Origin of the sequence: Croceitalea marina, from assembly GCF_042684265.1 — a bacterium.
In the GTDB taxonomy this organism is placed as follows: Bacteria; Bacteroidota; Bacteroidia; order Flavobacteriales; family Flavobacteriaceae; genus Croceitalea; species Croceitalea marina.
This window is the reverse complement of record NZ_JBHULB010000072.1, coordinates 1-12,391: the sequence shown is the minus strand read 5'-3', so window position 1 is coordinate 12,391 and position 12,391 is coordinate 1. Positions and strand designations below refer to the sequence as shown.

Here is a 12,391-nt window from a genome sequence, read left to right as displayed (position 1 = left end):
TCTGCCGTAATTTGAGATTTTGAACTGTTCAATATCGGCAATTCCTTCGTCAAATTCCACGTCTTTCCATTCTTCATTCCAATAGTTTCTTATCATCCTAAATGTTTTTCTCAAATGCACTACAACGTGTTTGTGTATGATTAGTGGCGTGTTTAAGCACCTAATTTAGCAAATAAAAACCGAATAGAAAATCCGCGAGGATTTTCGTAAGTAGGCGAGAACCAAGCAATTAATTATACACGGTGTTACAGGTCGTTATTCCTATTTTTATTCAGTTTTTTAGATGTCATATTATATATTTCGCTAGAAACATTTTTAGGATTGTTCGAAACATTATTATTAAATACAAGCACCTTAATGCCGTTATTCGTATCAACAATAAAATGACTTCTAAATCCAACAATATATCCAGGGTGACTAATTATACCGTCTGTAAGGCTTAATCCATAACCATACCATGGCTCTTTTTCTTTAAGAAAAGAAAAGTCATTTTTAATGTATGGTGTAGTCATTTTTTTTATAGCAATGTCATCTATGACTTTTTGGTTATTGTTGGTATAGACACTAGTCCATTTTAGAAAGTCATTTAGTGTGGTTACTAAATTTCCATCTGGTTCTGTAACAGGTAAACTAATTATATCATCTGGCACATGTTTGTTCAATTCATCATCCCACCGATAGCCCATGGCTTCATCATTTGCCCCAGTATAATTCGAAGTATTATGAATAAATGAATCGTGCATACCAATAGGTTCAAAAATGTGTTTTTTCATATAACTGTCATAAGGTTCTCCCGAAGTGTTTTCGATTATTTGGCCTAGTAAGGTATAGCCAATATTAGAGTAGGAAAATTTAGAACCAGATGGAAATTTCAACTCCTTTGCCATTGCTTCTTTTATCATCCCATCTACCGTATTCCCTAAACAAAAACCTTTTTCGACCTCATAATAATTCCGAGTCAACCCATAATCTTCAATGCCACTTGTTTGAGTTAATAAGTGATGAATGGTAACACTGTTCCATTTATCAGAACGATATTGAATAGGTAAAAACTCATTGATAGATTTTTCCAGATTAATTTTCTTCTGTTCCAATAGCTGCATGATTGCTGCTGCGGTGAATTGTTTGGTAATTGAGGCTACATGGAATTTTGTGTTGATACGATTCTGAATTCCATCTTGAGCCATTCCGTAGCCTTTAGCATGAATTATTTTATCGTTCACAGCGACAAGGACAACGCCTGTGAAATGCTCCTCACTAATCGTGTTATTTATGAATGATTCTATTTCAGGATGCGTAATCTCTTTTGAAAGATTTATTTTCTCTGTGGCGATTTTATTTTCTGTTTCATTTTCCTTGTTCTTACATGAAAAAAGAAGAAGCAGAATGAAAATAATGTTTAATGCTTTTATGTATTTCATTGGTTGGTTTTAATGACCTGTAACGTGTTTGTATATGATTAGTGGCGTGTTAAAGCACCTAATTTAGCAAATAAAAACCGAATAGAAAATCCGCGAGGATTTTCGTAAGTAGGCGAGAACCAGCCATTAATTATATACGGTGTTGCCATTAGTACTTTTTATTCCTATTTCGACTTCTCTTTTGTTTGATTGTTTCTCTTCTTGTTTTTGAAGTTGAAAAACTCAAAATTTTTGACAATTGTTCTAAAAAGCTTCTTGAAACTTTTGAATGTCTATATTTGGATTTCATATTCTATTTTTCCAATTGATTTATTAATTCATTAATTCCAGATATTCTTGGGGTTATTTCCCTTTTTATTCTTTTTTTATTTAATAAATATCCATAAACTCCTATTCCGATTGTAGCCACATTAATAAGGATAATTAAATATATTGGAACTTTTTCCCAAACGCTGATAGTGAATAACAACATTATTGGGTAAACAGGCAATATTCCCCAATAAAAGTATGTTTTAAGGAATTTTTTTTGGGCTTGAAGATATTCCCTGTTTTTTTCGAGATAATTGAGATAATTATTTTCCAAGTCACTAGGCTGAAATTTTTTGACACCTCGATATTTTATTATTAAATAAACTGCACAAATAATCATTAAAGCCAATGCTATTTTTGTCAGAATGAATGGAATCTTGAATAATAAAAGAGTAGATAATAAAACTCCAAATACGGCTAAAACCGTCTCTGAAAGTTCTAGATAGTTCCACCATCTGTCTAAACGCTTTAAACTTGAATGTAATTCTATCATTAATTTTGATTTCTCAAATTTTATACGCTCTTGATTACTTGACGATTGCCAGATTTTAATTAATTCATCTTCTATCATAATATTCCATTTATACAGTTAAATAATTTTGATTTAATCCGCTTTATTTTTACGGCTATGTGATTTTCGGATAACCCAAGTATGCCTGAAATTTCTCGGTATGCTAATCCCTCCAAGTACAAAGCAACTATTGCCTTGTCTCCATCATTCAATTTTTTAACACATTTTCTTAAAGCTATTAGTTTTTCATCACTATTTTCATCTTCTACTTCAGAACCGATATTAGAAATAGTCATACTATCTAATCTTATAAATCGGTTTTGGTTTTTCGTGTATTTTGATTTGAAACGAAGGCAAACATTTAATGCTATTCTAAACATCCAAGTATCAATAGATGAATTACCTTTAAATGAATTCATCGATTTCCAAATATTAACTAAAACCTCTTGAAGCAAGTCTTTAGAATCCTCATTACCATCTGAATAAATAGAGCAAATTCTATATAGCTTATCCTGATTTTCTTTTAAAGCTGAAAGAAATATGGTTTTCTGTTTTTCCATTTTTAATACTTCCCTTTACTACTTTAGTTACCATCGTTTGATAAATATGACAGTTTAGTATGTTTTTTAATAAACAAAAAGATAATGAAGTTCTTTTTTAGGATAAGTCGGTCAGTATTAATGGCAACGGTCTCGTATAACCGTCAGTTACGGGTTAATATGCGTTAATTTTCGTTTAGGCACAGACATTAGCAATTCCGAGTGGATTCGGACGTAGTCGAATCCGCCGTAATTGCGGTTATACATTGTTGTAAGTAGTACTTTTTGTTCCATCATTTTGTTTTGAGTAATTCGTTCCGTTTAATAAAAAAGAATAACATATCCGTTGATGGTGCTTTAGTCAATTCTAATTGATGTCCCATTGTAATTACTTGTCCGCGATGAAATGTGCTGTGGTTCATACAATGCTGGATTAATTCATACTGCGTGAATGTTCCTTTCAAAGTTTTTGTTTTAAAAAATCTAAAATCATCTAATGAATTTTGACTTTTCACATAATTTATAAAAGCCTCTGATTGTTCAATAAGTCCGTTAAAAGTTTCTTCAGCGGTATTTCCCCATAATCTTTCAATTGGCTGTTTTTTTAGAACACAATAATAAAAGATTTGTCCATCCAAAATATGATTTGCAGTATCTAATACATTTGAAAAACTTGATTGGCATTTCTTTGTCAACAAGTCTTTTTCATTCGATTTCAGCCAACTTATTATCCGTTTATTAGCCCAAAGATTATAATTTACCAATTCTATTATTTCTTCAGTTTTTCCCATTAGTATTGAGTTTGGTCAGTATTACTTACAACGGTCTTGTGTATGAAACGTAGCGTATAAATAAACGCTAACTTTTCAGATTTAGCACGAGCCGAATTTTTAATTTTTATGTTTAATTTTCTTTTATAAATATAACCAAATTAAAAATTTGGCGTACATTGTAAATATACAAAAACCTCTCGAAAAGCCTGTAATAGCTATGTTTTATACACGTTGTTGTGCATAGTGCTTTGCGTTCAGCTTGGTTTTCCGATGTTTCTTATTTAGTTCGGAAGTGAGCGTTGGCAAGACATACTCTTTTGCAATTTTTGGCGTAGCGTTGGCTGGTGCGAATTGCAAATGTGTATGGCTTTTAGTGGTGGTATTTATTTCTTCCAGTCATATTTAGTATGGTCGCATCCACACCTTATTTTCTTTGCAACAGTATCATAATTTTTTAGCGATACCATTGGTCTTTTACAGTCCGATTGCTCACAAATAAATATCTTTTCCAATTCAAGTATATCAGCCCAAAAAGCTTTTAAATCACCAATTTTCGGATTGAAAGGATTGTCGTGAGATGAAATATTCCCCAATATTGATGAACTTTCTATTCGGTCAATAACTGGGAATTTCGCTTTTAATTCTGGACTACACTTTTTGATTTCCGATTTAATTCCCATAATCAATTCGTAAGGCATTCTATGCTCATTGGAATGATTGTATTGGAAACTTAGTTTCGCTTCAATATTTAGGGCAACCTCTTTTAATGAATGTTCAAGGTATCTACGAATAGGATTCCCTAAGCCGTCTATTTTACTATCAGCAAGGTTTACCTCTATTCTTTCTCGTAAGTCGCTTGGTTCTTCTTCAAGATGTGTTCCTTTATCTTCTGTCCATTTAATCTCGTTTATTAGCCACCCTTTCTTTTTTGCTAAAGGACTTACAAAATTTGTAAACCAATCTTCTTCGTGAGTAAGTAACATGATTTGATATTTTGAGAATTTCTCAAAAATAAGTTCTGCAAATCTTTTTCTGTGGTTTGAATCAAAACTTGAAATAACATCATCAAGAACAATAAATTCATTCTTATTATTAAAGGCATTTACGGAAGCCAAGAAGAATGACAAACCAAAACAGTTCAAATGTGATTCACTAAAATATTTTTGAGGTGGTGAAACCCAATTACCATTGTATTTGTATTCAATTGTAATACCGTTCAATTCATCTTCATCTCCGATTGTTACAATTTTGATTTCCTGAAAAGGCTCATCAGGATTCATATATTGATAATACTCGTTTATCGTTCCAGAAAATGTAGTAATGAAATTTTCAAGTCCTTCTTTTTGTTTTTTTACAAATTCATTGTAGATGATTTCTAAAGTCTTACGCTGTTTTTCAAGTTTTACTTTCTGCTTTTCAAATTGCTTTATTTTTAGAAATGCGTCTTTTGAAGCAGAGATATTGGAATATAGAACAGCTGAATTATCCTTTTTAAAAATCTCTTGTATTTTCTTTATTCTTGTTGCTATTCCATTTTGAAAATCAAAATCTATAGTTGATAGCTTAATTATTTCAGCTTTAGGTATTTTGTTTCCAGAAGTTACTCGCTCTAAACTCGATTTCTGATATTCAGCAATTTTTTCTTTTAAACCTACAAATCCCGTTTTAATTAGTTTGCTTTCATCTGCTGTAATTAAGCTTTCCGAAAGAACCGTATCAAGTCTTTTTATTCGCTCTACGGTTATTGTGTTTACTAACTGTTTCGCTTTATCAAAAGATGCTTTTTTCTTAGAAGATTCTTCAATGGCTTTTAACCTATTTGCAATTTCTGCACGGAGTTCTTCTATATTTTTAGGTTGTAAACAAAGCGGACAACTCGCATCTTTGTGATATTTTTTTGATAAAACGGTATCTCCAATTTTTAGTAATTCACCTAAAAATGTTTGCATAATGCTTTCAACATCATTGGCAATCACTTCAAATTCATCATAGTATTTTACATATTCAGAATCAATAAAATCAATCTCCGATTTAAGGGTGTTTAAAACAGTATTTGCTTTTTCTAAAAATGCTAATTCTTTATTTAACTTATTGTTAGTGGAATTTTTTAAGTGGACAAGAATTTTATCAATATCCTCCATTTTAGTAACCTCAATGCCAGTCTTTAGAGGTTTAATTTTCTCATTTATCTTTTCAAGTAGGTTTTCTTCTTGACTAATAGTCGCTCCTAACTTTTCAATAAGTACTTGTTTTTGAGTATTTGTTTGAGCCTCAAAATTTTGGTTTTTAATTTCTGCCTTTATGAAATTGTAGCTCTTTTTAAGGACATCTTTCTTCTTTGTTACTTCTGAAAAGCCAATAATATCAGACAGGTATTTCAGTTTGTCGCTCTTAGTATTGTCAATGAAGTCTGTAAGATATTGATAACGCAACAAAAGGTTTTCTTCTTTTGATTCTTCTAAGTATTGTTTGAAAGCATCAGAACTATTTGAAAAATCAGTTGTTAATTTTTCACGTTTATTGAATAGTGTTTTTGAGCAATCAATATCAGATTGTTTAACAAATGAAATATTTACTTCTGAAACAGCATCCGTATCAAGTTCTGAATTTCTTAAAGCATCTTTTAAATCTATTTCGCTGTTGCTTGATAAATGAGAAATTCGGTTTGTATAAAACCATTCAATAGAATCAGAGATACTGCTTTTACCTGTTCCATTGTCGCCATAAAGCAAAATAGATTTTCCATTTAACGGTAATTCTAAACTGTCTTTCGCACCTCTAATTCCTTTGATGGTAATGTTATTAATCCTTGTATTCATCTCTCAGTTTTTGAAGTTCATTTTTAACATTAGTATCTGTCAATTTATCATTTTGATATAGTTCTGATAGCATTTTTGCTATATCGACATCTACATTCTCAATTTCTTCAATTTCGTTGAAAAAATCATCTAATATTTCTTTTCCAGATTTCACTTTTTCGGCCATAATCGTTTATTTAAAATAATTCCAATCAATTTTAAAACTGGAAGTGAGTGTTTTGTTTTGAATTTCAAAGCCAGATTTATTATTGCAAATGGGATAAACACCAAATTGCTCCACAAAATTTAAAATAAAATAGCTTTCCAAATCTTCAATTCGGAATTGCCAAATATTTTTGAGCATTTCAAAATTTATATAAGTAAACAATAAAGGCTCAACTTTTCTATAATTGGTTAATCCTAAGTTTTTTGATTTACCATCAAAATGTCCTAATAATCGACTTCCAATGCTATTTGTTCTTCGTTCACTCATTCCGATATACAAGAGTTTCGACTTGTCAAACGGATATTGAATATCAATAGACTGTGTAAAAATGAAGTACAAACCTGCAATACCATTCAATGGTTTTATATTGGATGGTTCAAATGACTTTGGACTGTCAAAATATACGGTTACTTCATTTGTCATTCCTAAAAAGCTTTAAATTTATCTCCCATAGCGTGTTTTAAATTCCACTTTTTGGTGGTGTCTAAGGCACGTTCGAGAACAATTAACTTTTGGTCTGTATGTGTTTTAAAATGTTCTATTGTTTCATCTACAATAATTACATCTAAACAGATCAAGGTTTCTTTATCTCCATCTGTAACAAACATAATTTCATTCTTTTTGAATTCCTCTTGTTTGGTTAAGGTGTAATTGAGTTTGAAACCGTTTTTGATTAATATTTCGGTTATCAATTCCTCTTTATTGAACGCAGAAACTAATTGTGCTTCTTTTTCTTTGATATACTTTTTAAGCAAATCAATGTTTTCTTGTTCAGTTTTTTCAGGGTCTGGAGCAAATTCTACTCTTGGGAAATTTGATTTTTGCAGTTTGAATACTTTAAAACCTAAACCTTTTAATTGCTCTTGCTCACTTTCTTTTTTGCTGAACAAATCAGGTGTTGCTTCTTTCTTTTCCTTAATTATTTTTTCAACTACTCGTTTGTTACGCTCGATAGTGATGTCACTTATTTTTTTGTAACCTTTTTTATATGCAGTACTATTTACATTACAGCTTTCAGGTAATTGAATAGTAATGAATTTTACAGCTTTATTTGAAGTATTGTTTATTTCAAATACAGATTGTCCTGTAGTTCCCGAACCTGCAAAAAAGTCTAAAACTATATCGTTCTTTTCTACGGTTAATTCAATACATCTTTTAATCAATTCTACTGGTTTTGGGAAATCAAATTCACCAGCAAACCCTAATTCTTTAACTTGAACAGTTCCTGTTTCAGTTAAAAAGGAATTGTCATTCCAAATTGACTTTGGTTTGTAAGTTGTTTTTCGGTATTTTTCATAGACACCATAACTTCCATCACCTTTTTGTTTAGCCATAACATTGCTAAGAAGAGTATTCTCATTGACATTATCATTAAACTTTGATGTTCCCCAACGCCAACAAGATTCTATTCCTTTTGAATTAAACGGTTCTATTTTGGCGCTGTAAGCTTCTGTTTTTTTCAATGATACTGGATAAAAACCATCTTTATCAGCAGAGCTTGTATCTACATATATAGGATAAAATAGATTTGGACGATTATGCTTGCCGAACTTTGGATTTCTATTCCTCAATTCTCGGATATTATAATTGCTAATATCATCTACAAGGTTTAAGTCTGACTTTTCGCCATTCTTTTCAAGTTCTAATAAATCACCATCAATGGATTTCGTATATACGAGAATATACTCGTGTGTTTTAGCAATTTGATTATATGTTTGCCCTCTACTATTAGCTCTAACAATTATTTGAGAATAGAAATTATCTTCTCCAAAAACTTCATCACACAATTTCCTTAAATGATGAATTTCGTTGTCATCTAATGATATAAATATTACACCATCTTCACTTAATAGCTGTCTTGCAATTAATAATCGGCTGTACATCATATTCAACCAATTGCTATGAAAACGCCCATCTGTTTCTGTATTTGAGTCTATTTTAAAACCATTTTCAGTCATTTCGGCATCTTCCCAGTATTCTTTTTTGTCTTGATTAAATTTATCCGAATACACAAAATCATTTCCTGTATTGTACGGTGGGTCTATATAAATACACTTTACTTGTTCACGGTAACTGTTGCTAAGTAATTTCAATACCGCCAAATTTTCTCCTTCAATAATCAGGTTTTCGCTTTTGGTAGGGTTTACACTTCTTTCTTCATCATAAACAAGCGTTGCATCAGTAGGTGTAAAGGCTTCTCTTTTAGCATTGCTTTTACCAAACCATCTAAATTCGTAGCGTTCGGTTTCGTTTACGCTTGTAGGGGTCAATTACTTTTTTGAGCTCGCTAACGTTCAGTTTACCATCATTGGTAAAAAGGTCAGGCATTAACTGCTTTAATTGCTCCAATCTTTCTTTGTTCCAATCGTGTGATTGTACGTCTTCCATTGGATTTTCTGAATTTTGTTTATCGTTGCTCATTATGCTTCTTCAATTAATGCGTTAATATTTTTGGTAGCTTCTGTTTTGAAATATTGATAATCTTTAACAGGTGCTTTATATTGTACTTCTACTCCTAAAGTGGCGAAATGCTTTACCGCACATTCTATTTTATAAATTTCACTTTCTTTCAATGCTTTTTTATCATTGATATCGTTTGTTCCTTTGGTTTCAATTACAAAGTAGAACTCACTTTCTTTTCCGTCACGTAATTGTTTACGTTTCATCACAATTCCAAAATCGGGATTGTAATTTCCAATAGGAGTGGGGATTTTGTAGTATGCAGGGAGTTTCATAAAGCAAACAACTTCATCATCTAAATCTGCTCCCAATGCAAATTTTCTTTCTATATCACTATCTGTAAGCATTCGATTGTAAAAGCCTCTGTTTGGTGTGTCTCGGTATTGGTTGCCATCAACTTGCTTTACAAAATCATTAAATTCAAAAGGAAAAGTTTCGTCCGTCAAATGATAATTCAAACCTCTTATCATTTCTTCCAGTTCTATATTCTTAATTAAGGATGATGCTTGATGAATAAATTGCGGTGGATTTTTTGCGAAGTTCTCGTGATTTGTTTCTCCAATTATTTCAATAGTTGTATTATAACTTAATCCTGTGTTTTCACTTATTTCTTCCACTAAATCTAATGCGGAAAAATGAGCTTTTAGTTTGTAATTTTCTTTTCCGCCAAATTCATCTTCAATACCTTCTTCTGTAATAGAACCAATGGTTCGGCTACTTACTTCTGCAACATAATCTGCAATTTCAATTGTATTTATTGCTTCTTTACTTCTTTCAATCAAAGATGCTTCATCAAAACTTACGGTGTAATTCGTTTTCTTTGCTAAAGCACTCCAAAATCGTTTAAACGATTTATTGATAATGTCATTTTCACTACGTTTAAATTGAACTTCATTTTGTTTTTCGCCTTTGTGCGTATGAGTCATTCCTGCACCAGCACTTGAATCTCCGTAAACTTCTTTTATTTCTTCTTGATATTGTGTTACAAATGTCTCGTAGGTTTCGTTTGGAATTACTGTTAGTTGGTTAATTCGGTCAGCATCACTTACATTTAATTTGTCATAAATACGTTGTCCATTAGTATCTACACATATTCTTAACCCTCTACCAATTTCTTGGCGTTTTTTAATTTCAGAAAAAGAATTGCTTAATGTAGCAATATTAAAGATGTTTGGATTGTCCCAACCTACACCCAAAGCCGAGTGTGAAAAGATGAATTCAATTTTATTGGAAATAGAATCTCCAAAGCTTAATAAACCTTTTTTGTCTTTTAAGATTGCATCAAAAACTTCTGAATTTTTCCGCATTGAGGTTTCGTTATCGGTAAATTCGTTTTTGGTCGTTTTTGCAAAGTATGAACCTTGAATCATTTCAATATGTTCTGCTGTTGGTTCTTTATTATCGTGAAATTCAGGATATATTTCTTTGTATTTTTCAATAAAAAGGTTCTTGATTATTGGGTCATCACTTACATAATTGGCAACTTTATCAATAAAAATAAGCGAAAGGCATTTTATGCCTTTTTCTTGTAGTTTTTGTTTTTTTGTAAAGTGGCGAAGAATGAGCCATTCTAATTGTAAAGCCCAAATACTTTGTGCATTTCCAGAAGCTTGTTTTTCAAATACTTCAACCCCATTGTGAAAGCTAACAGACCATTTTCCTGTTCTTAGACTTTTGTTAATTCTGCTAATTGTATATTTTAAATAACTTGGGTTGTTGGTTACTTTTCCTAAGTTATCTCCGTCTTTAATCCATTTAGAATCTTTAAATTCAATCTTTCCACTTGCCAATTGATGCCAAGCTTTAATTTTTGCTTGTATTGGATTTTTTCCGTTTTTGGTTTCCGAAAGTTCCAGTTTTAAAGTGGCTTCATCATTTTTTTCTGTAACCGTTAAAACTTCTATCTTTTTTACTAAACCTTGTTTGTAACTGTCGTAAGGCGTTAAACGATATGTTTTGTTTTTTGCAACTTTGTGAGTTGCTGAATATCTGATTTTGAAAAGAGGATTTAGTTTTGCGATTTGTTTGATGGAGTTTGTTGTGTCCATTCCCTCTTGTGGTTCGTCCATTATGATAATTGGATTTGTTCGTCCAATTGCTTCAATAAATGGAATGTTTGCAAATAAATCTTCTCTTTTAGCTTGATTTAAAATTTTGTCTTCCGAATTAAAAGAAGCCAAAGTCATAACCATTATTTGCGGGTGTTGTTCCTCTACAAAATTGGTTACTTTATTTAATCGTTTACTGCTGTATTCGAATGCTTTAGGAGTAAAGCCATAAATTTCTTCCAGTTGTTCTCCAAATATTGAAAGTGTATTTAAAACTCCTTGTCTAATAGCAACTGAAGGCACAAGAATGATGAATTTTGTAAATCCGTAATGCTTGAACATTTCGTAAATAGACTTAATGTAAACAAGGGTTTTTCCTGTTCCTGTTTCCATTTCAATAGTCAATTCACGTATTTCTTCAAGTTTAGCAGTAGCTTCATCAATTCCGTTTTCAAGAAGAATGGATTTGATATTTTCTTTTAGCTGTTCGTTTGAGAGCGTGCAAATATTTGCACGAATACCATCTGTACACGCATTGTCGAACGTGTTTTTGTCGTTTCCGTCAAATACATTCACAACTGATTTAATTGCGGTTTCTTGGTATTCTAATAGTTCTAATTTTAATTCCATTAATTTCCGCTTTTATTTTTGCTTATGTATTTCATTTTTTGCTCAGCTACTTTTAGTGCTTTGCTCCCAAGTTTTTCATTTTTTATTTCGTACAGTATTTTTTCGCTCAGATATTGAATAATTAGATTGTCTTTGTCTAAATCCAATATTTCGGCAAGTTTTAGGATTTGTTCTTTTGTTGCTTTTCGTTCGTTTCTTTCTATTTTACTGAGTATAGCTGTATCAATATCGAGTTCAGCAGAAACGTGTCGCAGGAGCAACCCTTTTTCTTCCCTTTTTTCTCTAAGAATTTCGCCTGTTGATTTGTTAGTTTTCATTTGTGAAATATCAATTGATTAATTACACTTGACAATTAATGTCAAATGTAATCAGTCTTTATGGATATTCAATGATTTTTATTTTCAAACTTATTAACAGTCTGTGAGCGGTGGGAAAAAATAGCTCTTTTGGTTTTTTAGGGTTGGCTTGTGTGTCGGCAAAAAACCAAATGTGCTATTTGTGTGGTGGGCTTTTATAGTTCAAATTTTAACGTTTTGCTCGATTTTCCGCATGTCTAGTCCTGAAATATGGCTACAGGTTAAAAATAGATTTACGCTGTTAATTTATATACCATATTAGGTGTTTTGTATTCTAAAGATAAATGTAATCTTATTTCATTGTATAGATTGATTGCATT

At 31.4% G+C, this 12,391-nt stretch carries 11 protein-coding genes; all 11 read right to left on the bottom strand.

From position 1 onward, the window contains the following. Positions 1 to 245: 245 nt before the first annotated feature. The 11 genes from ACFSQJ_RS14620 to ACFSQJ_RS14570 all read right to left on the bottom strand — a co-directional run bounded on the left by ACFSQJ_RS14620 (position 246) and on the right by ACFSQJ_RS14570 (position 12,032). Positions 246 to 1,421 (bottom strand): serine hydrolase domain-containing protein, encoded by a 1,176-nt coding sequence (locus tag ACFSQJ_RS14620; protein ID WP_377767701.1) that lies wholly within the window; start codon positions 1,419 to 1,421, stop codon positions 246 to 248. Between the two features lie 292 nt (positions 1,422 to 1,713). Continuing rightward, positions 1,714 to 2,301, bottom strand: coding sequence for a hypothetical protein (locus ACFSQJ_RS14615; protein WP_377767700.1), 588 nt, complete (start codon positions 2,299 to 2,301; stop codon positions 1,714 to 1,716). Then, positions 2,298 to 2,801, bottom strand: coding sequence for an RNA polymerase sigma factor (locus ACFSQJ_RS14610; protein ID WP_377767699.1), 504 nt, complete (start codon positions 2,799 to 2,801; stop codon positions 2,298 to 2,300). Before ACFSQJ_RS14610 ends, ACFSQJ_RS14615 begins: the two co-directional genes overlap by 4 nt. Positions 2,802 to 3,073: 272 nt before the next feature. Then, a complete protein-coding gene (locus ACFSQJ_RS14605) occupies positions 3,074 to 3,571 on the bottom strand; it encodes a DinB family protein (RefSeq protein ID WP_377767698.1) in 498 nt (165 codons plus the stop codon). 365 nt (positions 3,572 to 3,936) lie between these two features. Next, the gene (locus tag ACFSQJ_RS14600) at positions 3,937 to 6,372 is read right to left on the bottom strand and encodes an AAA family ATPase (protein WP_377767697.1); all 2,436 of its coding nucleotides are present in this window, start codon (positions 6,370 to 6,372) and stop codon (positions 3,937 to 3,939) included. Further along, on the bottom strand, positions 6,356 to 6,538 hold the full coding sequence (locus ACFSQJ_RS14595) for a hypothetical protein (RefSeq protein ID WP_377767696.1): 183 nt from the start codon (positions 6,536 to 6,538) through the stop codon (positions 6,356 to 6,358). Before ACFSQJ_RS14595 ends, ACFSQJ_RS14600 begins: the two co-directional genes overlap by 17 nt. Before the next feature lie 6 nt (positions 6,539 to 6,544). Beyond that, positions 6,545 to 7,000 (bottom strand): hypothetical protein, encoded by a 456-nt coding sequence (locus tag ACFSQJ_RS14590; RefSeq protein WP_377767695.1) that lies wholly within the window; start codon positions 6,998 to 7,000, stop codon positions 6,545 to 6,547. Positions 7,001 to 7,002: 2 nt separating this feature from the next. After that, positions 7,003 to 8,670: a site-specific DNA-methyltransferase gene (locus ACFSQJ_RS14585; protein ID WP_377767694.1), complete on the bottom strand. Its 1,668-nt coding sequence runs from the start codon at positions 8,668 to 8,670 to the stop codon at positions 7,003 to 7,005. A gap of 133 nt (positions 8,671 to 8,803) precedes the next feature. Then, positions 8,804 to 8,998: a hypothetical protein gene (locus ACFSQJ_RS14580; RefSeq protein ID WP_377767693.1), complete on the bottom strand. Its 195-nt coding sequence runs from the start codon at positions 8,996 to 8,998 to the stop codon at positions 8,804 to 8,806. Next, a complete protein-coding gene (locus ACFSQJ_RS14575) occupies positions 8,998 to 11,715 on the bottom strand; it encodes a restriction endonuclease (protein WP_377767692.1) in 2,718 nt (905 codons plus the stop codon). Before ACFSQJ_RS14575 ends, ACFSQJ_RS14580 begins: the two co-directional genes overlap by 1 nt. Then, positions 11,715 to 12,032 (bottom strand): helix-turn-helix domain-containing protein, encoded by a 318-nt coding sequence (locus tag ACFSQJ_RS14570; protein WP_377767691.1) that lies wholly within the window; start codon positions 12,030 to 12,032, stop codon positions 11,715 to 11,717. Before ACFSQJ_RS14570 ends, ACFSQJ_RS14575 begins: the two co-directional genes overlap by 1 nt. Positions 12,033 to 12,391: the final 359 nt, after the last annotated feature.

Coding starts and splice junctions, on each gene's coding strand:
- ACFSQJ_RS14610 (WP_377767699.1), bottom strand. CDS start 2,801: ATGGAAAAACAGAAAACCATATTTCTTTCAGCTTTAAAAGAAAATCAG.
- ACFSQJ_RS14615 (WP_377767700.1), bottom strand. CDS start 2,301: ATGATAGAAGATGAATTAATTAAAATCTGGCAATCGTCAAGTAATCAA.
- ACFSQJ_RS14605 (WP_377767698.1), bottom strand. CDS start 3,571: ATGGGAAAAACTGAAGAAATAATAGAATTGGTAAATTATAATCTTTGG.
- ACFSQJ_RS14575 (WP_377767692.1), bottom strand. CDS start 11,715: ATGGAATTAAAATTAGAACTATTAGAATACCAAGAAACCGCAATTAAA.
- ACFSQJ_RS14580 (WP_377767693.1), bottom strand. CDS start 8,998: ATGAGCAACGATAAACAAAATTCAGAAAATCCAATGGAAGACGTACAA.
- ACFSQJ_RS14620 (WP_377767701.1), bottom strand. CDS start 1,421: ATGAAATACATAAAAGCATTAAACATTATTTTCATTCTGCTTCTTCTT.
- ACFSQJ_RS14590 (WP_377767695.1), bottom strand. CDS start 7,000: ATGACAAATGAAGTAACCGTATATTTTGACAGTCCAAAGTCATTTGAA.
- ACFSQJ_RS14595 (WP_377767696.1), bottom strand. CDS start 6,538: ATGGCCGAAAAAGTGAAATCTGGAAAAGAAATATTAGATGATTTTTTC.
- ACFSQJ_RS14570 (WP_377767691.1), bottom strand. CDS start 12,032: ATGAAAACTAACAAATCAACAGGCGAAATTCTTAGAGAAAAAAGGGAA.
- ACFSQJ_RS14600 (WP_377767697.1), bottom strand. CDS start 6,372: ATGAATACAAGGATTAATAACATTACCATCAAAGGAATTAGAGGTGCG.